21 protein-coding genes are annotated in these 23,207 nt (G+C 70.5%); 20 read left to right on the plus strand and 1 reads right to left on the minus strand.

The features are described from left to right. Both AC3FMM_RS02140 and AC3FMM_RS02145 read left to right on the plus strand, forming a co-directional pair. Nucleotides 1–1,632, plus strand: coding sequence for a FadD3 family acyl-CoA ligase (locus AC3FMM_RS02140; protein WP_488686063.1), 1,632 nt, complete (start codon nucleotides 1–3; stop codon nucleotides 1,630–1,632). A gap of 13 nt (nucleotides 1,633–1,645) precedes the next feature. After that, a complete protein-coding gene (locus AC3FMM_RS02145) occupies nucleotides 1,646–2,092 on the plus strand; it encodes a nuclear transport factor 2 family protein (protein WP_326348112.1) in 447 nt (148 codons plus the stop codon). Nucleotides 2,093–2,208: 116 nt separating this feature from the next. Here the strand turns inward: AC3FMM_RS02145 and AC3FMM_RS02150 are convergent, their stop codons facing one another. After that, nucleotides 2,209–3,075, minus strand: coding sequence for an SDR family NAD(P)-dependent oxidoreductase (locus AC3FMM_RS02150; RefSeq protein WP_488686064.1), 867 nt, complete (start codon nucleotides 3,073–3,075; stop codon nucleotides 2,209–2,211). Nucleotides 3,076–3,339: 264 nt separating this feature from the next. Here AC3FMM_RS02150 and AC3FMM_RS02155 point away from each other — a divergent pair, with 264 nt between their 5' ends. The 18 genes from AC3FMM_RS02155 (at nucleotide 3,340) to AC3FMM_RS02240 (ending at nucleotide 23,132) form a co-directional block, all read left to right on the plus strand. Beyond that, on the plus strand, nucleotides 3,340–4,236 hold the full coding sequence (locus AC3FMM_RS02155; protein WP_414249013.1) for a VOC family protein: 897 nt from the start codon (nucleotides 3,340–3,342) through the stop codon (nucleotides 4,234–4,236). 15 nt (nucleotides 4,237–4,251) lie between these two features. Continuing rightward, on the plus strand, nucleotides 4,252–5,142 hold the full coding sequence (locus AC3FMM_RS02160; RefSeq protein ID WP_488686065.1) for a CoA transferase subunit A: 891 nt from the start codon (nucleotides 4,252–4,254) through the stop codon (nucleotides 5,140–5,142). A 15-nt stretch (nucleotides 5,143–5,157) separates the two neighbouring features. Beyond that, entirely contained in the window at nucleotides 5,158–5,958 is an 801-nt protein-coding gene (locus AC3FMM_RS02165) for a CoA-transferase subunit beta (protein WP_115681602.1), read from the plus strand. A gap of 7 nt (nucleotides 5,959–5,965) precedes the next feature. After that, nucleotides 5,966–6,856 (plus strand): enoyl-CoA hydratase, encoded by an 891-nt coding sequence (locus AC3FMM_RS02170; RefSeq protein WP_414249012.1) that lies wholly within the window; start codon nucleotides 5,966–5,968, stop codon nucleotides 6,854–6,856. An 8-nt stretch (nucleotides 6,857–6,864) separates the two neighbouring features. Then, on the plus strand, nucleotides 6,865–7,944 hold the full coding sequence (locus AC3FMM_RS02175) for an NAD(P)H-dependent flavin oxidoreductase (RefSeq protein ID WP_414249032.1): 1,080 nt from the start codon (nucleotides 6,865–6,867) through the stop codon (nucleotides 7,942–7,944). A gap of 131 nt (nucleotides 7,945–8,075) precedes the next feature. Continuing rightward, a complete protein-coding gene (locus AC3FMM_RS02180; RefSeq protein ID WP_326348116.1) occupies nucleotides 8,076–8,861 on the plus strand; it encodes an enoyl-CoA hydratase family protein in 786 nt (261 codons plus the stop codon). Continuing rightward, on the plus strand, nucleotides 8,851–10,017 hold the full coding sequence (locus AC3FMM_RS02185; protein WP_116313553.1) for an acyl-CoA dehydrogenase family protein: 1,167 nt from the start codon (nucleotides 8,851–8,853) through the stop codon (nucleotides 10,015–10,017). The genes AC3FMM_RS02180 and AC3FMM_RS02185 overlap by 11 nt, the downstream gene beginning before the upstream one ends. A 20-nt stretch (nucleotides 10,018–10,037) precedes the next feature. Continuing rightward, complete coding sequence (locus tag AC3FMM_RS02190) at nucleotides 10,038–11,105, plus strand: acyl-CoA dehydrogenase family protein (protein ID WP_326348120.1); 1,068 nt, start codon at nucleotides 10,038–10,040, stop codon at nucleotides 11,103–11,105. A gap of 29 nt (nucleotides 11,106–11,134) precedes the next feature. After that, on the plus strand, nucleotides 11,135–12,286 hold the full coding sequence (locus tag AC3FMM_RS02195) for an acetyl-CoA C-acetyltransferase (RefSeq protein ID WP_488686092.1): 1,152 nt from the start codon (nucleotides 11,135–11,137) through the stop codon (nucleotides 12,284–12,286). Between the two features lie 49 nt (nucleotides 12,287–12,335). After that, a complete protein-coding gene (locus AC3FMM_RS02200; RefSeq protein WP_115712524.1) occupies nucleotides 12,336–13,211 on the plus strand; it encodes an SDR family oxidoreductase in 876 nt (291 codons plus the stop codon). Nucleotides 13,212–13,222: 11 nt separating this feature from the next. Continuing rightward, nucleotides 13,223–14,383, plus strand: coding sequence for an acyl-CoA dehydrogenase family protein (locus tag AC3FMM_RS02205; RefSeq protein ID WP_116313555.1), 1,161 nt, complete (start codon nucleotides 13,223–13,225; stop codon nucleotides 14,381–14,383). Next, the gene (locus AC3FMM_RS02210) at nucleotides 14,380–15,591 is read left to right on the plus strand and encodes an acyl-CoA dehydrogenase family protein (protein ID WP_414249007.1); all 1,212 of its coding nucleotides are present in this window, start codon (nucleotides 14,380–14,382) and stop codon (nucleotides 15,589–15,591) included. Before AC3FMM_RS02205 ends, AC3FMM_RS02210 begins: the two co-directional genes overlap by 4 nt. After that, nucleotides 15,588–16,391 (plus strand): SDR family oxidoreductase, encoded by an 804-nt coding sequence (locus AC3FMM_RS02215; RefSeq protein ID WP_111520199.1) that lies wholly within the window; start codon nucleotides 15,588–15,590, stop codon nucleotides 16,389–16,391. Before AC3FMM_RS02210 ends, AC3FMM_RS02215 begins: the two co-directional genes overlap by 4 nt. Before the next feature lie 164 nt (nucleotides 16,392–16,555). Continuing rightward, nucleotides 16,556–17,011: a MaoC family dehydratase gene (locus AC3FMM_RS02220; protein ID WP_326348121.1), complete on the plus strand. Its 456-nt coding sequence runs from the start codon at nucleotides 16,556–16,558 to the stop codon at nucleotides 17,009–17,011. A gap of 13 nt (nucleotides 17,012–17,024) precedes the next feature. Continuing rightward, nucleotides 17,025–18,230, plus strand: coding sequence for an acetyl-CoA C-acyltransferase (locus AC3FMM_RS02225; protein ID WP_473703404.1), 1,206 nt, complete (start codon nucleotides 17,025–17,027; stop codon nucleotides 18,228–18,230). Between the two features lie 194 nt (nucleotides 18,231–18,424). After that, nucleotides 18,425–19,387: a WD40/YVTN/BNR-like repeat-containing protein gene (locus AC3FMM_RS02230; RefSeq protein ID WP_488686066.1), complete on the plus strand. Its 963-nt coding sequence runs from the start codon at nucleotides 18,425–18,427 to the stop codon at nucleotides 19,385–19,387. 28 nt (nucleotides 19,388–19,415) lie between these two features. Further along, on the plus strand, nucleotides 19,416–21,869 hold the full coding sequence (locus AC3FMM_RS02235; protein ID WP_488686067.1) for an efflux RND transporter permease subunit: 2,454 nt from the start codon (nucleotides 19,416–19,418) through the stop codon (nucleotides 21,867–21,869). Between the two features lie 21 nt (nucleotides 21,870–21,890). Next, complete coding sequence (locus tag AC3FMM_RS02240) at nucleotides 21,891–23,132, plus strand: NADH:flavin oxidoreductase (protein WP_488686068.1); 1,242 nt, start codon at nucleotides 21,891–21,893, stop codon at nucleotides 23,130–23,132. Nucleotides 23,133–23,207: the final 75 nt, after the last annotated feature.

Genomic DNA, 23,207 nt, shown 5'->3' on the forward strand with positions numbered 1-23,207 from the left:
ATGACTCCATCTGACACCCTCGACGCCATTGTGGCACCGGCCGGCATCGAAGCCGCGGCCAACGACAGCCTTGCCGAGACCATTCCCGCGCTGCTGCGGCGCGCGGCCAGCCGCCACGGCGAGCGCATCGCCATCCAGGAAGACGGGCTGCGCCTGACCTACGCCGCGCTCGATGCCGGCCGGATCCAGGCGGGCCGTGCGCTGATGGCGCTGGGCGTGCAGCCCGGCGACCGCGTGGCCGTGTGGGCGCCCAACTTCTCCGAGTGGATCGTCGCGGCGCTGGCCACGCACAGCGTGGGGGCGGCGCTGGTGCCGCTCAATACGCGCATGAAAGGGGCCGAAGCCGGCGCGGTGCTGGCCGACAGCGGCGCGCGCCTGCTGTTCTGCGTCGACGGATTCCTCGGCGAAAGCTATCCGCAGATGCTGGCGCCGCATCGGCCCGCCACGCTGGAGCGGCTGGTGATCCTGCGGCCGGGGCAGGGACGGACCGCCGGCGCCGACGAGCTGGCATGGGACGACTTCCTCGCGCAGGCGCCGCGCACCGACATGGCGGCGTTTGCCGCGCGCGAGGCCGGCGTGGGCGGCGACACGCCGATGGACATCATGTTCACCTCCGGCACCACCGGCCGGCCCAAGGGCGTGATGACGGCGCATGCGCAGAACCTGCGCGCCATCGACAGCTGGGCCGCCATCACCGGCGTGCGGGCGGGGGACCGCTACCTGATCGTCAATCCGTTCTTCCATACGTTCGGCTACAAGGCCGGATGGCTGGCGGCGCTGTCGCGCGGCGCCACGGTGCTGCCCCACCTGGTGTTCGACGCCGAGGCCGTGATGACGCGCGTCGAGAACGAAGGCATCACGGTGCTGCCCGGCCCGCCGACGCTGTACCAGACCCTGCTGAATGCGCCGCGCCTGCGCGAGTTCGACCTGTCTTCGCTGCGCGTGGCGGTGACCGGCGCCTCGGCGATCGCGCCGGCGCTGATCCAGCGCATGCGCGACGAACTCGGCTTCGATACCATCATCACCGGCTACGGCCTGACCGAGTCGTGCGGCTTCGCCACGCTGACGCGCGCCGGCGACGACGCCGACACCGTTGCCGGTACCTCTGGCCGCGCGATGCCGGGCATCGAGATCCGCTGCATCGACGCCCAGGGGCAGGCGGTGCCCACCGGCGATCCGGGCGAAGTGCTGGTGCGCGGCTACAACGTGATGCAGGGCTATTTCGGCCTGCCCGAAGCCACCGCCGAGGCCATCGACAGCGACGGCTGGCTGCATACCGGCGACGTCGGCACGCTCGATGCGCGCGGCTACCTGCGCATCACCGACCGCATCAAGGACATGTTTATCGTCGGCGGCTTCAACTGCTATCCGGCCGAGGTGGAGAAGCTGCTGGTGGCCCATCCGGCGGTGGCCCAGGTGGCGGTGGTGGGCATGCCGCACGACCGCCTCGGCGAGGTCGGCCGCGCCTACGTGGTGCTGCGCCACGGCGCGCGGGTCGATGCCGACACGCTGATTGCCTGGGCACGCCGGCACATGGCCAACTACAAGGTGCCGCGCGAGGTGCTGTTCGTGACCGCGCTGCCGGTCAGTGCGGCGGGCAAGGTGCTGAAGTACCAGTTGCGGGCATCGTGAAGGGAGACACGCCATGACGGACATGAAGTCGATTGCCGAACGGCTGGACCGGCTCGAGGCCGCCGATGCGATCCGGGCGCTCAAGCTGCGCTACCTGCGCGCCTGCGACGACAAGGACCCCGAGGCCATGCGGGCGTGCTTTGTTGCCGACGGGGCGCATATCCACTATGACCGGATCGGGACGTTCGCGGGCCGCGATGCGCTGGTGCAGTGCTTTGCCGAACTGGCCTGCCGGCCTACGCTGCGGGAGATGCATTTCGCGGGGCAGGGGGATATTCGCGTGGGGGAGGATGGCACGGCGCAGGGTAGCTGGGACCTGGCTTACCTGGCGCTGGATGATGCCAGTGGGACGCGGACTTTCCTGACTGGGCGATATGTGGATGTGTATGTGAGGGTGGAGGGGGCTTGGGTGATCCGGTCGACGGTGTTTTCGACGGGGTTGTTGTCGGTGGGGGAGTAGGCTGACGGTGCTCGAGCTGGATGGCGCCAGCTGATTGTTTGCTCCCCTCTCCCGCAAGCGGGAGAGGGGCCGGGGGAGAGGGCCGGCGTGTGCGAGGCCGCCGGCGCCTCGGACCCCTATTCCACGATCGCCGGATGCACCGCCGGCGGGCCGCCCAGCGCCTCCCGGTACGACGGCGGCTGCACGCCTTCCGCGTCGACGATGCCATAGGCCAGCGCCGCTTCCGCGCCGATCAGCACCTGCCCGGACTTCTCCATCAGCACCGGATCCCGGTATAGCGCGTCGATGATGCGCCCCGTGAACTCCGGCGTCTCCGCCACCGGCGCGAATGCCGCGTACTTGTCCGGATGCTCCTCCCATACCCGCAGCGTGCGGGCGGTGCGCAGCGGGCCCATCCACAGCGACACCGCGGCCACGCCGTACGGCCGCAGGTCCACCGCCATGTCGTGGGCGAACTTGTCGATGCCGGCCTTTTGCGCGCCGTACGCCGGCCCATGCATATAGCAGTTGGCGCCGAAGGACGAGGTGAACACGATCAGCCCGCGTCCCTGCGCCGCCATCACCGGCGCGGCGTGCCAGCTGGCGACATAGCCGGAACGCAGCCCCACGTCGAGGATGCCGGCCATCTCCAGCGGCTTGTGCCAGAACGGCCCCGGCTGGATCAGCTGGTCATGCAGGAAGGTGGCGTTGTTGACCAGGATGTCCAGCCGTCCCGTCTCTTCGTGCACGCGGCGGAATAGCGCCGCGACCTGGGCGTCGTCGCCATGGTCGCAGGCGACCGCGATGCCGCGCCCGCCGAGCGCATCGATCTCGCGGGCGGTGGCGTGGATGGTGCCAGGCAGCGGCGCGCTGCCCTCCTGCTCGGTGCGGCCGGTGACATACACCGTGGCGCCCGCCGCACCCAGCGCCAGCGCAATGCCGCGGCCGGCGCCGCGTGATGCGCCGGTGACCACGGCGACGCAGGCTTGTCCTGATTCCGTCATCTCTGCTCCTCTGTGTAGGGGGTCTGTCCCGCGCAGAGGGTGCGGCCAGCGCACCGCCGGCACATCACTCGTTCGGACTACCCCGGGCTGCGGCCCGCGCGCCGACCGGAAGGCCCGGCGTGGCGATACCGGCTAGTCCGCCAGGACGATGCACCAAGTGCCCGCACACGAAAGAATCGGTCCCATCGACAGGCTGCAGCCGCGCCGCAGCCGCCCCGTTCGACACTCACATCGAACACCCACATCGAACCTGAGGAGACCGGCATGTTGGATATTCGTGCGCTTGGCTACATCGTGGTCGAGTCCACCGACATCGGGCAGTGGCGAGGCTATGCCGAACAGGTGCTCGGCATGACCTGCGCCGGCGCCCCCGGCGGTGCGCTGTACGTGAAGATGGATGAACGCGACTACCGCTACCTGGTGGTGCCCGGCGCGCGCGACCGCTACCTGGCATCCGGTTGGGAGCTGGCCGACGAGGCCGCCTATCGCCATGCGCTCGAGACGCTGCGCCAGGCCAAGGTCGAAGTCGTGCAGGCCAGCCCCGCGGAACTCGCGCAGCGCCGCGTGCAGGCGATGGCCTGGTTTGCCGATCCGTCCGGCAACCGCCACGAGGTCTCGTGGGGCATGCGCTCCGACTTCCTGCGCTTCGTCTCGCCGATCGGCGTGCCGCGCTTCATCACCGACCCGATGGGCGCCGGCCACACCGTGCTGCCGGCGCCGGTCTTCGACCAGACCTATGCCTTCCTGCGCGACGTGATGGGCTTCGGCCTGTCGGACATCTACCGCGTGCGCTTCACCAGCGATCCCAACGAGCCGGAAAAGCGCATCCACTTCCTGCATTGCGCCAATGCGCGCCACCACAGCCTGGCGATCTTCGAGATGCCGTCCGAAGCCGGCTGCATCCACGTGATGGCCGAGGTGCCCGACATGGCGGAGGTGGGCCGCGCGCTGGATCGCGTGCAGCAGCACGGCGTGAAGCTGTCGGCCACGCTGGGGCAGCACTGCAATGACCGCATGACTTCCTTCTACATGAAGACCCCCGGCGGCTTCGACCTCGAGTTCGGGCACGGCGGGCTGGAGGTGGACTGGAGCCGCCACGCCGCCTACGAGGCCACGCGGGTCAGCCTGTGGGGCCATGACTTCAGCATCGGATACCGCTAAGCGCGGCACAGACCTATGAACAAGACCATCGACAAGACCATGAGCGCGGCCGACGTGGTCGGCCAGCTCGCCGACGGCATGACCATCGGCATCGGCGGCTGGGGCCCGCGCCGCAAGCCCATGGCGCTGGTGCGCGAGATCCTGCGCTCGCCGCTGAAAGACCTGACCGTGGTGGCCTATGGCGGCCCCGAGGTGGGCATGCTGTGCGCCGCCGGCAAGGTGCGCCGGCTGGTGTTCGGCTTTGTCTCGCTCGACGTGATCCCGCTCGAGCCGTACTTCCGCCAGGCGCGCGAGCGCGGCCTGCTGGCAGTGACCGAACTGGACGAGGGCATGCTGCAGCTGGGCCTGCGCGCGGCCGCCGCGCGCCTGCCGTTCCTGCCGACGCGCGCCGCGCTGGGCACCGACGTGCTGGACCGCAACCCGCACCTGAAGACCGTCCGTTCGCCGTACGACGATGGCGAGGTGCTGCTGGCGATGCCGGCGATCCCGCTGGATGCGGCGCTGCTGCATGTGAACCAAAGCGATGTGCTGGGCAACACCCGCATCGACGGCCCTGATCCGTTCTTCGATGAGTGGTTCGCGCGCGCCGCGCAGCGCTGCTATGTCAGCTGCGAAACGCTGCACCCGCGCCTCGAAGACACCGACCTGGCGCGCGCCCGCAACAACCCGTTCGAGCGCGCGCTGGTGACCGGCGTGGTGCACGCGCCGGCGGGCGCGCATCCCACTTCGTGCGCGCCGGCCTATGGCTGGGACCTGCCGGCGCTGAAGTCCTATTGCGCCAGCGCCGACGCGGAAGACGGCTTCCGTGCCTACCGCGACGAGGTGGTGGGCGACAGCGAGGCGCATTACCTGGCGTGCATCGGCGGCCCTGGCCACGTGCACGACCTGCCGCTGCCCGTACTTTGATCCCAAGGAGCGACCGTGAGCGCCACTTATGAATTTACCCGCGCCGAGCTGATGATCGCCGTCGCCGCCCGCGCCTGGCGCGACGACGGCGAGGTGCTGGCCACTGGCATCGGCACCGGCCCGCGCATCGCAGCGGGCCTCGCGCGGCTCGCGCACAACCCCGGCCTGCTGCTGACCGACGGCGAGGCCTACCTGGTGGAAACGCCGGTGCCGCTGGGCCCGCGCGAACCGGATTACCAGGTGCGCGCGAGCGGCTGGATGGGCTATGCGCGCGTGTTCGACTGCCTGTGGGGGGGGCGCCGCCATGCGCTGGTGATGCCCACGCAGATCGACCGCTTCGGCCAGGCCAATATCTCCTGCCTGGGCGGCACGCATGCGCAGCCGAAAACCCAGCTGCTCGGCGCGCGCGGCTTCCCGGGCAACAGCATCCACCATGCCAATTCCTTCTTCGTGCCGGGGCATAGCCCGCGCGCCTTTGTGGCCGGCGAAGTCGACATGGTCTGCAGCGTCGGCTACAACCCGGCGCGCCAGATCGAAGGCATGCGCAGCTTCGTGGACCTGCGCGTGATCGTCACCGACCTGTGCGTGATGGATTTCGGCGGAGCGGATCATGCCATCCGCGTGCGCTCGCTGCACCCGGGCGTCAGCCTGGAGCAGGTGCAGGCCGCCACCGGCTTTGCGCTGGCCAACCCGCCCGGCGAAGCGCTGCCGGAGACGGCGGCACCGACGCCGGAAGAATTGCGGCTGATCGCGCAGCTCGACCCGCACAACCTGCGCGCCGCGATCGTGCGCGGCAATCCTTCCGGACGCGCCTGAGACTGCCATGACATCGACCGCCATCGAACCCATCAGCCTCGGCCCGAACGCCGAGGTGCTCTACCAGGTCGCCGACGGCATCGCCACGGTGACGATGAACCGGCCGCAGTTCCACAACGCGCAGAACTCGAAGATGACGTATGCGCTGGACGAGGCCTACCGGCGCGCCGCCGCCGACGACGCGGTCAAGGTGATCGTGCTGCGCGGCGCGGGCAAGCATTTCTCGGCCGGGCACGACATCGGCACGCCGGGGCGCGACATCAACGAGACCTTCGAGCGCGCCTCGCTCTGGTATGACCACGTGAACAAGCCCGGCGGCGAGTTCCTGTATGCGCGCGAGCAGGAGGTCTACCTGGGCATGTGCCGGCGCTGGCGCGAGCTGCCCAAGCCCACCATCGCCATGGTGCACGGCGCCTGCATCGCCGGCGGGCTGATGCTGGCCTGGGTGTGCGACCTGATCGTGGCCTCCGACGATGCCTTCTTTGCCGATCCGGTGGTGCGCATGGGCATCCCGGGCGTGGAGTACTTCGCGCATGCGTACGAGCTGCACCCGCGCATCGCCAAGGAATTCCTGTTCCTGGGCGAGCGCATGGGCGCGGAGCGTGCCGAGCGCATGGGCATGGTCAATCGCGTGGTGCCGCGCGACGCGCTCGAGGACACGGTCTACGGCATGGCCACCAAGGTCGCTCAGATGCCGCGCTTGGGCCTGACGCTGACCAAGCAGGCCGTCAACCACGTGGAAGACCTGCAGGGCAAGCGCACCGCGATGGATGCGGTCTTTGCCTGGCACCACTTTGCCCACGCGCACAACGAACTGGTCAGCGGCGACAAGCTCGGCGGCTATGACGCGCGCGCCATGGCGGCGTCGCAACGCACCGGCGGCGAGGAGAAGGCATGAACCCCGGCATGAACGCCGCCAGCCTTCACACCGTGCTGTGCGACCTGCTCGGCTGCCGCTATCCGATCGTGCAGACGGCAATGGGATGGGTCGCCGACGCGAAGCTCGTCGCCGCTAGCGGCAACGCCGGTGCCTTCGGCTTCCTGGCCGGCGCCACGATCCCGCCGGGCGAGGTCGAACGCGAAATCCTGCGCGTGAAGGCGCTCAGCGACCGGCCCTTCGGCATCAATTTCCACATGTTCCAGCCCAACGCGCACGAGGTCATCGAGATGGCGATCCGCCACCGGCTGCGCGCGGTCAGCTATGGGCGCGGCCCGGACGCGAAGATGGTTGGCCGGCTCAAGGCAGCAGGCATCGTCTGCATGCCGACGGTGGGCGCCGCCAAGCACGCGGCCAAGGCCGTGGAGATGGGCGCGGACGTGGTCACCGTGCAGGGCGGCGAGGGCGGCGGCCATACCGGCGGCACGCCCACCACGCTGCTGCTGCCGCAGGTGCTGGACAGTGTCAGCGTGCCGGTAGTGGCGGCGGGCGGCTTCTTCGACGGCCGCGGGCTGGCCGCGGCGCTGGCCTACGGCGCCGCCGGCGTGGCCATGGGCACGCGCTTCCTGATGTCGGCCGAGTCGCCGGTGCCGGCGCAGACGCTGGAGCGCTACGTCAAGGTACGTGACGCGGGCCAGATCCGCGTCTCGCTGGCGATCGACGGATTGCCGCAGCGGATGATCGACAACGACCTGCTGATCGCGCTGGAACAGGCCGGCCCGTTGCGCCGCACGTGGCTGGCGCTGTCGGCCGCGCGCAAGTGGCAGGCACGCACCGGCATGCGCAGCACGCAGATGCTGGCGACCGCGTGGCGCGCGATGCGCGAGCAGGACTACAGCGCCGCGCAAACGCTGATGGCTGCCAATGCGCCGGTGCTGATCCAGCGCGCGATGGTTGAGGGGTGCCCGGATGAGGGCGTGCTGCCCAGCGGGCAGGCGGCCGCGGCGATCGGCGCGATCGAGTCGTGCGAGCAGATCGTGGCGGGGATGGTCGATCAGGCGCGGGCGCGGATGGAGGCGCTGGCATTGCGGGAGGCGGAGCTTCATTGATCCGCCCGGCCCTCACCCCGACCCACACCCCCGGGCGGGGGAGGGGCCCGGGGGTGAGGGCGGGCGCATCCAATGCAAGGAATCAACAAACCTGCCCCAACGCGCCAACAACCATGACAGGCAAATCCACCATGAAACCGACGCACCACCCCTTCCGCATCGACACCGCCGACGGCATCGCCGAACTGGTGATCGACCACCCACCCGTCAACGCGCTCGACAACGCCGGCTGGCACGCGCTGGCCGCGGCCATCGACCGCCTCGGCTCCGATCCCGCCGTGCGCGTGATCGTCCTGCGCGGCGAAGGCCGCGGCTTCTGCGCGGGCGTCGACATCAAGGAACTGGCCGCGCACCCGGAGCGCATCGTCGGCGTCAATGCCGGCAACTACGCCACCTTCCGCGCCGTGCACCGCAATCCCAAGCCGGTCATCGTCGCGGTGCACGGCTTCGTGCTGGGCGGCGGCATCGGCATCTGCGGCGCGGCCGACATCATCGTCGCCTCGGAATGCGCGCGCTTTGGCGTGCCCGAGATCGACCGCGGCGCCATGGGCGGCGGCGCGCACCTGCAGCGCATGTTCGGCGTGCAGAAGGTCCGGGCCATGTATTTCACCGGCGAGATGATCGACGCCGCCGAAGCCTATCGCCTGGGCGCGGTCGAGCGCGTGGTGCCGCGCGCTGAACTGCGCGACGCCGCCATGGCGCTGGCGCGCCAGATCGCGGCCAAGAGCCCGGCCATGCTGCAGCTGGCCAAGGAAGCGCTCAACGGCGTGGAAGACGGCAACCTCGAAGACAAGTACCGCTGGGAGCAGGGCTTCACGCTGCAGGCGTACATGAGCGCCGATTCCGGCGAGGCGCGCGCCGCCTTTGTCGAAGGCCGAGAAGCTTCTTTCGCAGCGGGAGCCCGCGATGCAGCTTGAATACACCGACGCCCAGCACGCCTTCCGCGCCGAGGTGCGCGACTGGATGGCCGCGCACGTGCCGCGCACGCCGCTGGAAAGCTTCGACACCGAGGCCGGCTTTGCCCAGCACCGCGCCTGGGAAGCCACGCTCAACCAGGGCCGCTGGAGCATGGTCACGTGGCCGGCCGAACTGGGCGGTCGCGGCTGCGACCTGATCGAGTGGCTGATCTTCGAGGAAGAGTACTGGCGTGCCGGCGCGCCGATGCGCGTCAACCAGAACGGCATCTTCCTGCTGGGCCCCACGCTGATGGAATTCGGGACCGAGGCGCAGAAGGCACGCTTCCTGCCGCGCATGGCCGCCGGCGAGCATATCTGGGCGCAGGGCTGGTCCGAGCCCAACGCCGGCTCCGACATGGCCGCGATCCGCTGCAGCGCGATCCGCGACGGCGATGACTATGTGATCAACGGCCAGAAGATCTGGTCGACGCGTGCGGTGTGGGCGGACTGGCTGTTCGGCCTGTTCCGCACCGATCCGGCGTCGACGCGCCATCACGGGCTGACCTTCGTGCTGGTGCCGCTCGATACGCCGGGCATCACCGTGCGGCCGATCCGCCAGCTCAACGGCCAGACCGGCTTTGCCGAGATCTTCTTCGACGACGTGCGCGTGCCGGTGGAGAACCGGCTGGCGGCCGAGGGCGCCGGCTGGCAGGTGGCGATGGCCACCGCCGGCTTCGAGCGCGGCCTGATGCTGCGTTCGCCCGCCCGCTTCCAGGAAACCGCGCGCGCGCTGGTGCGGCTGTACCAGGCCAACCGCGAGGTCGCGGACCGCGATCCGTCGCTGCGCGAAGCGGTGCTGCGCGCGTGGATGGACGCAGAGGCCTACACGCTGTCTACCTATGCCACTGCGAGCCGGCTGGTAAAGGGCGGCCACATCGGCGCGGAATCGAGCACCAACAAGGTGTTCTGGTCCGAACTGGACATCCATATGCACGATACCGCGCTGGCGATCCTGGGGCAGGCCGCCGAAGTTGCGCCCGCGGGGCAGCCGCCGGGTTCGCTCGGCCACTGGCTGGATGGCTTCCTGTTCGCGCAGGCCGGGCCGATCTATGCCGGCACCAACGAGATCCAGCGCAACATCGTCGCCGAGCGCCTGCTCGGCATGCCGCGCGCATGACGGCACCCCGGGGAAAACACATGGATTTCGCATTGACCGAAGAGCAGGAACAGTTTGCCGAGGCGATCCGGCGCTTCCTGATGACCGAGATGACGCCGGAACTGACGCGCGAGCTGTGGGCGACCGAGACCGGCCGCTCCGACGCGCTGTGGCGGCAACTGGCCGACCAGGGCATGACCGCCGTGATGGTGCCGGCGGAGCAGGGCGGGCTGGGGCTGGGCGAACTCGAATGGGCGCCGCTGGCGCAGGCATGCGGCTATTTCGCGCTGCCCGAGCCGCTGCTCGACACCGCGCTGGTGGCCGCCGGCCTGCTGCGCGATGCCCTTGCCGCCGCGCCCGACGCGGCAACGCGCGAGCGCTGCGCCACGCTGCTCGAACGCATCGCCGCCGGCGATGCCCGCGTGGCGGTGGCGCACCCGCAGCAGCGGCTGGTTGCCGACGCCCACGTTGCCGACGCCATCCTGTGCGCGCATCAAGGCGCCGTGCACCTGCTGCGGCCGGAGCAGGCCACGCTGACCGCGCGCACCGGCCTGGATCCGTCGCGCCGGTTGTTCGAACTGGCGTGGACGCCTGCGGCGCACACCGAGTTGATCCCTGCCGGCACCGGCTTGTGGGACATGGCGCTGAACCGCGGCGCGCTCGGCGTGGCCGCGCAGCAGCTGGGCCTGACCCAGCGCATGCTCGACCTGGCCATCGACTACAGCGCGCAGCGCAAGCAGTTCGGCAAGGCCATTGGCGCCTACCAGGCGGTCAAGCACCTGCTGGCCGACGTGGCGATCCAGCTGGAGTTTGCCAAGCCGGTGCTGCTGCGCGCAGCTGCCGCATTGGCGCATAACCTGCCACATGCGGGGCTGCACGTCTCGCATGCCCGCGTCGCCGCCGCGCGCTGCGCGTGGAGCGCGGCACGGCAGGCGATCCAGGTGCATGGCGCGATGGGCTACACCTGGGAGCTGGACCTGCAAATCTTCACCAAGCGCGCCTGGGCCCTGGCGGGAAGCTGGGGCGACCGCGCCTTCCACAAGGCGCGCCTGGGCGCGCACATCCTGGACGGCGAGCAGGCGATCGGCGCCGGCGCCACCTTTGCCTGAAGGGCCCGATCCCAAGGAGACCAATGACCATGAAACACGCCTATATCGTTGATGCCCTGCGCACGCCCACCGGGCGCCGCAAGGGCGGACTGTCGCACGTCCACGGGGCCGACCTGGGCGGCTTCGTGCTGGCCGAGCTGGTGCGCCGCAACGGCATCCCGGCCGAGGACTATGACGACGTGGTGTTCGGCTGCGTCGACACCATCGGCCCGCTGGCCGGCAATATCGCGCGCAGCGCCTGGCTGGCGGCCGGGCTGCCGCTGACGGTGCCGGGCGTGACGGTGGACCGCCAGTGCGGCTCGTCGCAGCAGGCCGTGCACTTCGCCGCGCAGGCGGTGATGAGCGGCACGCAGGACGTAGTGATCGCCGGCGGCGTGCAGACCATGACGCAGATCCCGATCTCGTCGGCGATGCTGGCCGGGCAGGCGCTGGGCTTTGCCGACCCGTTCTCGGGCAGCAAGAGCTGGCAGGCGCGCTTCGGCGATGCGCCGGTGTCGCAGTTCCACGCCGCGCAGCGCATTGCCGAGCACTGGAAGCTGTCGCGCGAGGCCATGGAGGCCTATGCGCTGGAGAGCCACCAGCGTGCGGCGGCCGCAAGCGAGGACGGGCGCTTCGCGCGCGAGATCGTCGCTTGCGAAGGCGTGCAGCATGACGAGACCCCGCGCCCGGATACCACCTTGGCCAAGATGGCTTCGCTGGAGCCACTGATGCCGGGCAGCTCGCTGACCGCGGCCGTCTCCAGCCAGACCGCCGATGCCGCCGCCGCGCTGCTGATCGTTTCGGAGGACGCGCTCAAGCGCTACGGCCTGACGCCGCGCGCGCGCATCGCCCATATGAGCGTGCTGGGCGACGACCCGCTGTGGATGCTGACCGCCCCGATTCCGGCGACGAAGCGCGCGCTGGAGCGCAGCGGCCTGCGCCTGGCCGATATCGACGTGGTCGAGATCAACGAAGCGTTCGCTTCGGTGGCGATGGCGTGGCTGGCCGAGACCGGCTACGCGCCGGAGCGCACCAACCCCAACGGCGGCGCCATCGCACTGGGCCACCCGCTGGGTGCCACCGGCGCGCGCCTGATGACCACGCTGCTGCACGAACTGGAACGCACCGGCGGCCGCTATGGCCTGCAGACCATGTGCGAGGGCGGCGGGCTGGCCAACGTCACGATTATTGAACGGTTGTAAGTTTGTCGTCCCCGCGCAGGCGGGGACCCAAATCGCAAGGAGTAGGGATATGGGTATCTGCGACGGACGCACCGTCATCATCACCGGCGCCGGCGGCGGGCTGGGCCGCGCTTATGCGCTGGCATTCGGCGCCGAGGGCGCCAACGTGGTCGTCAACGACATCCGGCGCGACGCGGCCGAGGCGGTCTGCGCCGAGATCCGCGCCGCTGGCGGCAGTGCGCTCGCCAGCGATGACGACATCACGCAGCTGGCCACCGCGCAGCGCATCGTCGATGCCGCGGTCGCGGCCTATGGCGAAGTCCACGTGCTGGTCAACAACGCCGGCATCTGCCGCGACCGCATGTTCGTCAGCCTGACCGAGTCGGACTGGGACGACGTGATGCGCGTGCACCTGCGCGGCCACTTCTGCCTGGCCAACCTGCTGGCGCGGCGCTGGCGCGATGCCGCCAAGGCCGGCCGCGCGGTCGACGCACGCATCATCAACACCAGCTCCGGCGCGGGCCTGCAGGGCTCGGTCGGGCAGTCGAACTACGCCGCCGCCAAGGCTGGCATCGCCGCGCTGACGCTGGTGCAGGCCGCGGAGCTGGGGCGCTACGGCATCACCGCCAATGCGCTGGCGCCGGCTGCTCGCACCGGCATGACCGAAGACGTGTTCGCCGACATGATGAAGGCGCCGGAAGGCGGCTTCGACTACTACGATCCGGCCAACGTCGCGCCGCTGGTGGTGTGGCTGGGCAGCGCGGCGTCCGCGCAGGTCAATGGCCGCATGTTCGAGGCGGCCGGCGGCATGGTGTCGGTGGCAGACGGCTGGCGCACCGGCCCGAAGGCCGACAAGGGCGGGCGCTGGCAACCGGCGGAAGTGGGTGCGGCCGTGGCGGGGCTGCTGGCACAGGCGCAGCCGCCCCAGGCGGTGTACGGCAGCTGAGCGCGACGGCCATGGATTTCTCCAGTTCCGTCGAGTTCGGAGTCGAACACCAGATGGTCCGCGACAGCGCGCGCGACTACCTCGCCGCGCACAGCGATTCGGCGGCGGTGCGGCGCGTGACCGAGGCGGGGCCGGCTCACGACGACGCCCTGTGGCGCGCGATCGCGGGCGAGCTTGGCTGGTGCGGCATCGCGCTGCCTGAAGCCGTGGGCGGCGCCGGCCTGGGCGCGCCCGGGCTGGCGCTGCTGCAGGAGCAGCTGGGCCAGCGCCTGGCGTGCGTGCCGTTCTGGTCGACCGCTTGCGTGGCGGCGCCGTGGCTGCAGGGCAGCGTCGGCCACAGTGGGCCGTGGCTGGAGCGGCTGGCCACGGGCGAGTGCCGCGCCGCGGCGGTGCTGCCGGACGATGGCGGCTGGCACTACGACGGTGTCCCGATCACTGCGCAGGCCGGCGCGGACGGCTTCGTGCTGCGCGGCAGCGCCGACCAGGTCGCCGATGCCGCCGGGGCCGACTGGCTGCTGGTGCCGGCGCGGCTCGACGATGGCGAACCGGCGCTGTTCCTGCTGGAGCCCGCTGCGCTGGCGCGGGATGCGCGCTTCGCGCTGGCGCCGCTGGACACGCTCGACCGCACGCGGCCGCTGGCGTCGCTGCGGTTCGACGGCCTGGCCGTTGCCGCAAGCGCCTGCCTGGCCCGCGGGGACGCCGCCGTGCAGGGACTGGCCCAGGCGTGGTGGCACGGCAAGCTGATGCTGGCCGCCGAGCAGCTGGGCGCGGCCCAGCAATGCCTGGACCTGACCGTCGCCTATGCAGCGGAGCGCATCCAGTTCGGCCGCGCCATCGGCTCGTTCCAGGCGGTCAAGCACCGCTGCGCGCAGATGATGGTGCTGGTCGAGGCCGCGCGCTCGGCGGTGTATGGCGCGGCGCAGGCGTGGCAGACGGCGGATGTCGCCGACGCGCGGCTCGAGATCTGCGCCGCCGCTGTCGCCGCCGACGACGCGCTGCGCTTCTGTGCGCAGGAAGCCATCCAGCTGCATGGCGGGGTTGGCTTTACCTGGGAGTACGACCCCCAGCTCTATTTCAAGCGCGCGCAGGCCGCCAGCCAGTGGCTGGGCGGTGCCGGCGCCGCGCTTGCCTACATTGCCGCCAACGGCCCGCAGGCATGGAGGACAGCATGAAAACACATGAAGAGTCGGCATTCCGCGCCGAGGTGGCGCGGTGGCTGGCCGAAAACCTGGCCGGCGAGTTCGAATGCCTGAAACACCGCGGCGGCCCCGGCGACGAAGAAGCCTATCCCGAGCTGCGCAAGGCATGGGAACGGCGCCTGGCCGAGGGCGGCTGGACCGGCCTGGGCTGGCCCCGCGCGCATGGCGGGCGCGAGCTGCCGGTGATGCAGCAGGTGATCTTCCACGAGGAATACGCACGCGCCGGCGGCCCGGGCCGCATGGGGCATATCGGCGAGGGGCTGATCGGCCCGACGCTGATCGCCTTCGGCACCGAGGACCAGAAGGCGCGGCTGCTGCCCGGCATCCGCAACGGCACCACGTTCTGGTGCCAGGGCTATTCGGAGCCCGGCGCGGGCTCGGACCTGGCCAATGTGCGCACGCGCGCGACGCGCGATGCCGACAGCGGCGACTGGCTGGTCAGCGGGCAGAAGGTCTGGACCTCGCTCGCGCATGAATCCGACTGGATCTTCGTGCTGGCGCGCTGCGAGCCCGGCTCGCGCGGCAGCAAGGGCCTGATCTTCCTGATGCTGCCGCTGGACCAGCCTGGCATCGAGATCCGCCCGATCCGTCAGATGGGCGGCGGTGCGGAGTTCAACGAGGTCTTTTTCGACGGCGCGCGCGCCGCGGCCGCCGACGTGCTGGGCGAGCCCGGCGACGGCTGGCGCATCGCCATGGCACTGCTCGGTTTCGAGCGCGGCATCTCCACGCTGGGCCAGCAGATGCAGTTCACGCATGAGCTGGAATGGGTGGCGCAGGCCGCGCGCGACAACGGCAGCAGCCGCGATGCGCTGGTGCGCCAGCGCATCGCGCGCGCCTGGGCCGGCCTGCGCGTGATGCGCGCCAACGCGCTGCGCATGCTGGCCGGCGCCGCGCAGGCGGGCCAGGACGGCGAGGATGTCGACGTGGCCTTGCAGCGCGAGGCGCTGATCTACAAGTACTACTGGTCCAACTGGCACCGCGACCTGGGCCAGCTTGCGCTCGACGTGCTGGGACCGCTGGCCAACGTGCTCGACACGAACGACGCACGCCGCACCCGCCTGCAGCAGATGGCGCTGTTCTCGCGCGCCGACACCATCTACGCCGGCACCAACGAGATCCAACTCAACATCATCGCCGAACGCGGGCTGGGCATGCCGCGCGAGGCCCGAGGACAGCCATGACCCTTCACGCAGAAATCCCCAGCGCCCCGGCCTATGTGCCCGGCCACCAACTGCTCGCCGGCAGGAGCGTGCTGATCACCGCCGCCGCGGGCGCCGGCATCGGCTTCGCCGCCGCGCGCCGCTGCGCGGAAGAGGGCTGCCGCGCGCTGATGATCTCCGACATCCATCCCAAGCGGCTGGACGAGGCGGTCCAACGCCTGCGCGCCGAAACCGGGCTGCAGGCCATCCATGGCCAGCTGTGCGATGTGTCCGACGAAACGCAGGTGCGCGCACTGGTGGCCGCGGCGGAAGAGGCACTCGGCGGCACCGACGTGCTGATCAACAACGCCGGCCTGGGCGGCTCGCGCCGCCTAGTTGATATGGACGATGCCGAGTGGTCGCGCGTCATCGATATTTCCCTCACCGGCACCTTCCGCATGACGCGCGCGATGCTGCCGCACATGCAGGCCCGCCGCCGCGGCGCCATCGTCAACAACGCCTCGGTGCTGGGCTGGCGGGCGCAGAAGGAGCAGTCGCACTACGCCGCGGCCAAGGCCGGGGTGATGGCGCTGACGCGCTGCAGCGCGATGGAGGCCGCCGAGTTCGGCGTGCGCATCAACGCGGTGGCGCCGAGCATCGCGCTGCACGACTTCCTGAAGAAGTCGGCGCCGGCGGACCTGCTGCGGCAACTGAGCGAGCGCGAGGCCTTCGGGCGCGCGGCGGAGGTGTGGGAGGTGGCCAATGTGATGGTGTTTTTGGCTAGTGATTATGCGTCGTATATGACCGGGGAGGTGTTGCCGGTGAGCAGTCAGCGGGCTTGAGGGGCAGCTGGAATGCGGTCGCCCCGCTGAGGGTTTGCTCCCCTCTCCCGCTTGCGGGAGAGGGGTGCCTTCGCGAAGGGCGTTGGCTGCGTTGGTTGCGGCAACCGTCAATCCATTCTGACCGGGAAGCACAGTTGGTACTCGAATTAATGCTGGAACCACACATGCCAAGAATCTTCCGCTGCGCCGAAGACATCCACGCCGCCGTCGGCCACCACCTCGGCGCCAGCGCCTGGACCCGCATCACCCAGCAACAGGTCGACCAGTTCGCCCATGCCACCGGCGACCACCAGTGGCTGCACGTCGACCCGCAGCGCGCCGCGCAAGGTCCCTACGGCGCCTGCATCGCGCACGGCTACCTGACGCTGGCGCTGGTCAACCAGTTCCTGCCCGAGCTGGTCACCGTCGAGGGCATGAAGTGGGGCGTCAACTACGGCTGCGACAAGGTGCGTTTTCCGGCGCCGGTGCGCGTGGGCGCACGCGTGCGCGGCGTGGGCGAGCTGGTGCGCGCCGAGACCCTGGATGGCGGCGTGCAGTCGGTGGTGCGCATGACCGTGGAAATCGAAGGCGAGCCCAAGCCCGCCTGCGTGGCTGAAACCATCAGCCGCTATTACTTCTGAACAGGAACCGAGCATGAAAGACGCAGTCATCGTCGCCGTCGCGCGCACCCCGATCGGCAAGGCCTTCCGTGGCGCCTTCAACGATACCGAAGCCCCGGTGCTGGGCGGCCACGTGGTGCGCGCGGTGGTGGAGCGCGCCGGCGTGGACCCGGCCGAGGTCGACGATGTGCTGATCGGCGCGGCCGCGCAGCAGGGCACCCAGGGCTACAACCTGGGCCGCCTGAGCGCGGTGGCGGCGGGCCTGCCCGACAGCGTGCCGGGCATGACCATGGACCGCATGTGCGGCTCGGGCCTGATGACGATCGCGGCCGGTGCGCGCGCGATTCAGTGCGGCGAGGCCGACATCATCGTCGCCGGCGGCGCGGAGTCGATCTCGCTGACGCAGAACAAGCACAAGAACAGCTATCGGGCCCAGTCCGAAGCGGTGCTGGCGCGCCAGCCGGCGGCCTACATGGCGATGATCGAGACCGCCGAGGTGGTGGCGCGCCGCTACGGCATCAGCCGCGCCGAGCAGGACGCCTACGCCTGGCGCAGCCAGCAGCGCACCGCCGAGGCGCAACGGCGCGGCGCCTTCGATGACGAGATCGTGCCGCTCGAAACGCGCCGCGCGCTGTTCGACAAGGCCGGCGCGCTGACCGGTCACGAGACCGTGCGCCTGGCGCAGGACGAATGCAACCGGCCCGACACCACGGCCGCCAGCCTGGAGGCGCTCAAGCCGGTCTGGAGCGGCGGCCAGGCCGTGCCCGTGGGCGAGCACATCACCGCCGGCAATGCCTCGCAGCTGTCGGACGGCGCCGCCGCGGTGCTGCTGATGAGCGCCGACGAGGCGCGCCGCCGCGGCCTGCGCCCGCTGGGGCGCTACCGCGGCATGGCGGTGACCGGCTGCGCGCCGGACGAGATGGGCATCGGCCCCGTGTTCGCGGTGCCGAGGCTGCTGGCGCGCCATGGCATGACGGTGGCCGACGTGGGCCTGTGGGAGCTGAACGAGGCCTTTGCCTGCCAGGTGCTGTACTGCCAGCAGAAGCTTGGCATTCCCGATGCGCGGCTGAACGTCAACGGCGGCGCCATTTCGATCGGCCATCCGTTCGGCATGTCGGGCGCGCGCATGACCGCGCACGCGCTGATCGAAGGCCGGCGCCGCGGCGTGCAGCAGGCGGTGGTGACGATGTGCATTGGCGGCGGCATGGGGGCGGCGGCGCTGTTCGACGTATTGCCATAAACGAAGCTGCCGGCTTTCTCCCCTCTCCCACGCCAGTGGGAGAGGGGTTGGGGGTGAGGGCCAGAGCTTCCACGAAGTTGGGCGTGTCGGCATTGCGAGCGCCGGCCCTTACCCCCGCCCCTCTCCCGCCAGCGGGAGAGGGGAGCAAACAATCACGAGGCCAAGTGCCATCACTCCAACCCGGAGGAGACATCATGAAACGACTGCTCGGCATCGCCATGTCGCTGGCCGTGCTGGCCACCGCGGTATGGGCCTTCGCGCCGCGTCCGCTGCCGCCGTTCCCGGCCACCGCGCTGCGCCCGGACGGCCTGCAGGTCAACGGCATCGCCCGCGCCGGCGAGCGCCTGGTCGCCGTCGGCGAGCGCGGCAAGATCCTGTTCAGCGACGACCTGGGGCGCAGCTGGCGCCCGGCAACGGTGGACAAGCCGCAAGGCGCCACGCTGACGCACGTGGCCTTTGCCGACAGCCGCCGCGGCATCGCGGTCGGGCACAGCGGCCAGATCCTGCGCACCGAAGACGGCGGCGCGCACTGGCAGCAGGTTGCCTTCGATCCGGAATCGTCGGATCCGCTGCTTGGCGCGCTGGCGCAGGCCAGCGGGCCGTGGTTCGCGGTGGGCAGCTTCGGCCGCTTCCTGGTGTCGCACGACCAGGGCCGGCAATGGCAAGAGGCCGGCGGCAAGGCCATGCCGGACCGCCATCTCAACGGCATCGCCAGCGACGGGCAAGGGCGCCTGATGCTGGTCGGCGAGGCCGGGCTGGTGCTGCGCTCGACCGACGGCGGCAACCGGTGGGAGCCGGTCAAGACCCCTTACGAAGGCTCGCTTTACGGCGTGCTGCCGCTGCGCGACGGCGCCTGGCTGGCCTACGGCATGCGCGGCAACGCCCTGCGCAGCGAAGACTTCGGCACCACCTGGCGCGCGGCGGAGACCGGGCTCAGGACCTCGTTCTTCGGCGGCACCGAGCTTGCCGATGGCCGCATCGTGCTGGCGGGGCAGGGCGGCGTGCTGGTGATGTCCGCCGACGGCGGGCGCCGCTTCACGGTGCTGCCGGCGGGCAGCCCGCAGACCCTGGCGGCGCTGGCCGCCACCGGCAAGGACACGCTGGCGCTCGGCGGCAATGGCGGCCTGGCCGGCGCCACGCTCGCCGCCAATCCCTGAACCCGACCGACCGGACGCGAGAACCATCATGACCCGCCCCCAATCCCCCGGCCGCCTGGGCCGTTTCGTCGATGCCTGTGCCGGCGTGCTGATGCGCCGGCGCCGCCTGCTGCTGTTGCTGTGCCTGGCCGTGACCATGGCGCTGGGCTTCTCCGCCACGCGCCTGCGGCTCGATCCCGGCTTCAACAAGATGATCCCGCTGCAGCACCCGTACATGCAGGTGTTCACCAGGTACGCCAGCACCTTCTCCGGTGCCAATACCGTGCTGGTAAGCCTGCGCTGGAAGGGCGACGGCGATATCTACAACGCCGCCTTCATGGACAAGCTGCGCCACGCCACCGATGAAGTCTTCTTCATCCCCGGCGTGGACCGCTCGCGCGTGTTCTCGCTGTTCACGCCCAACGTGCGCTACACCGAGGTCACCGAAGCCGGCTTCCGCGGCGACGTGGTGGTGCCGGGCCGCTTTTCCGGCGCGCCGGACGAGCTCGACAAGGTGCGCCGCAACGTGGCCCGCTCCGGCCAGATCGGGCGGCTGGTCAGCAATGACCTGAAGTCCGCGCTGATCCGCGCCGAACTGCGCGAGACCGACCCGGCTACCGGCAAGACCATCGACTACGGCTCGGTGGCGCGCCAGCTCGAGAAAATCCGCGCGCAGTTCGGCGGCACCGATGTCGAAGTCAATATCGTCGGCTTCGCCAAGCTGGTGGGCGATGTCGAAGACGGCATCGCCGGCGTGATGGGCTTCTTCGCGCTGGCCTTCGCCGTCACCGCGCTGCTGCTGTGGCTGTACACGCGTTCGTTGCGCATCACCGCGCTGGCGCTGGTGGTGGCGCTGCTGCCGGTGGCCTGGCTGCTGGGGCTGCTGCCGCTGCTCGGCTACGGCATCGACCCGATGTCGATCCTGGTGCCGTTCCTGATCTTCTCGATCGGGGTCTCGCATGCGGTGCAGATGACCAATGCCTGGAAGCAGGAGGTGGCGCAGGGGCACGGCCCGCTCGACAGCGCCAGCGCGGCCTTCCGCAAGCTGTTCATTCCCGGCACCGTGGCGCTGCTGACCAATGCGCTGGGCTTCATGGTGATCATGCGCATCGAGATCGATATCGTGCGCGAACTTGGCATCACCGCCTGCCTGGGCGTGCTGCTGATGATCGTGACCAACAAGGTGTTCCTGCCGATCCTGCTGTCGTACACGCGGCTGGAGCCGTCGGCGCTGGCGCGCGCAGCGCGCGCATCGCACGCAACGGGACAGGGCAGCCTGTGGCACAAGTTCGGCGCGCTGGCGCGGCCGGCGCCGGCACTGGGCGTGTTCGTTGCGGCGCTGGCGCTGCTGGCCTACGGCGCGATCGAGTCGCGCGGCCTGAAGATCGGCGATGTCGGCACCGGCGCGCCGGAGCTGCGCGCGGACTCGCGCTATAACCGCGACAGCGCCAGCATCGTCAGCCAGTACAACATCGGCTCGGATGCGCTGACCGTGGTGGTCGAGCCCACCGGCTTCGACGATGGCTGCCTGCACTACCCGGTGATGAGCGCGGTGGAGCGCTTCGAGATGCATATGCGCGGCGTGTCCGGCGTGCAGTCGGTGGTCAGCGTGTCGTCGCTGGCCAAGGTGGTGATCGGCGCCTACAACGAGGGCAACCCGCGCTGGGAGGCGCTGCCGCGCAACAGCGCCGGCCTGAGCCAGGGCGCCAAGGCCTTCGACCCGGACAACGGCATGAATACGTCGAACTGCCAGGCGATCCAGGTGCTGATCTACACCGCCAACCACGAAGGCGCGACCATTGCCCACATCATCCGCGAGATCCGCCGCTTCGAGGCCAGCGACAAGACCCCGAACGTGGCCTTCCGCCTGGCGGGCGGCAATATCGGCGTGATGGCGGCGACCAACGAGGCCGTGGAAGAGGCCGAGGTGGCGATGCTGCTGGCGATCTTCGGCGCGATCACGCTGCTGTGCCTGCTGACCTTCCGCTCGTGGCGCGCGGTGCTGTGCATCATCGTGCCGCTGACGCTGGTGTCGGTGCTGTGCAATGCGCTGATGGCGCGCCTGGGCATCGGCCTGAAGGTGTCGACGCTGCCGGTGATCACGCTGGGCGTGGGCGTTGGCGTGGACTACGGCATCTACCTGTACGAGCGCATCCAGCACCAGATCCGCGAGGAAGGGCAGGCGCTGCCCCAGGCCTTTGCCGAGGCCATGCGCCAGCGCGGCTCGGCGGCGCTGTTCACGGCGCTGACGATGTGCATCGGCGTGGGCACGTGGGCCTTCGCCGCGCTCAAGTTCCAGGCCGACATGGGCATCCTGCTGGCGTTCATGTTCCTGGTGAACCTGTTCGGCGCGGTGTCGCTGCTGCCGGCGCTGGCGGCCTGGCTGGGCGTGGAGCAGGAAGAGCGCGCCCGCGCCCGCGGCGCGGCCGCCAGGCCGGCCGTGGCTGCCGGTGGCGCCGAGTCGGGGCCGGTGACGCATGGTCTGAAGTCCGACGCGGCCTGAGCATCGCAACGGAGAGACTGCATGCCCGAGATCCATACATCCGCCGAGCCGGCCTTCACGCCGCTTCGCATCGGCCCGCTGACGCTGCGCAACCGCTTTATCAAGGCCGGCGCGAATGAAGGCATGACGCCGCATGGCTTGCCGACCCGGGCGCTGGTCGAGCACCATCGCGCCCTGGCCGCGGGCGGCGTGGGCATGACCACGGTGGCCTACGCGGCGGTCGCCGACGACGGGCTGACCTTCGCGCACCAGCTCAGCATGCGCGCGGAGCAGGTGCCGCACCTGCGCGTGCTGACCGACGCGGTCCATCGCGAAGGCGCGGCGGCCTGCCTGCAGATCACGCACGCGGGCTCGTTCACCACCATGCGCCACGGCGGCAGCCGCGCGCCGGGCAGTGCGTCGTCGGGCCTCAATGCCTTCGGCATGATGCATGGCGTGTATTTCCAGCGCGCCATGCGCGCGCCGGACATGGAGCGCGTGGCCGGCCAGTTTGCCGCCGCGGCGCGGCTGGCGCGCGACGCCGGCTTCGACGCGGTGGAAATCCACATGGGGCACGGCTACCTGCTCAACCAGTTCCTGTCGCCACTGAGCAACCGGCGGCGCGATGCCTTCGGGGGCAGCGTGGAAAACCGGACCCGCTTCCCGGTCGCCGTGCTGCGCCAGGTGAAGGACGCGGTCGGCGCCGACCTCGCGGTGTGTTGCAAGCTCAGCGTCAGCGACGGCGTGCCGGGCGGCAACCGGCCCGACGACTCGGCCCTGACCGCGCGCCTGCTGGAAGCCGAGGGCGCGGACCTGCTGACGCTCAGCGGCGGGCGCAACGTGGAAAGCCCGTGGGCGCTGTTCGGCAGCCCGATGCCGACCGCGCAGATGAAGGCCGCAGCGCCGACCGCGCTGGCGCGCCTGGGCATCACCATGCTGGAAAGGCGCACGCCACGCGACCTGGCCTTCCGCGAACTGTATTTCCTCGAAGCCTCGCGCGTGGTGCGCCAGGCGGTGCGGATGCCGCTGGCGTATATCGGCGGGGTCAAGTCGCTCGACAACGTGGCGCAGCTGATGGGCGAGGGCTTCGACGCCGTCGCCCTGGCGCGCGCGCTGATCCACGACCCCGCGCTGGTCGCCGGCTGGCGCGCCGGCACGCTGCGGCATTCGGCCTGCGACAGCTGCAACGGCTGCGTCGCGCGCATCTACGATCCCGCCGGCGTCAGCTGCGTGCATGGCCCCGGCAACGACCCGGCGCTGACCCGCATGGTTGCGCTGCAGTAGTCCGATGGGACGATGAGGGCCGGGCCGGACGCCCCTATCTTGAAGGTCCCACGGGATTTCAAGGAGACAGACGCC

Source organism: Cupriavidus sp. 207A1 (genome assembly GCF_057798955.1).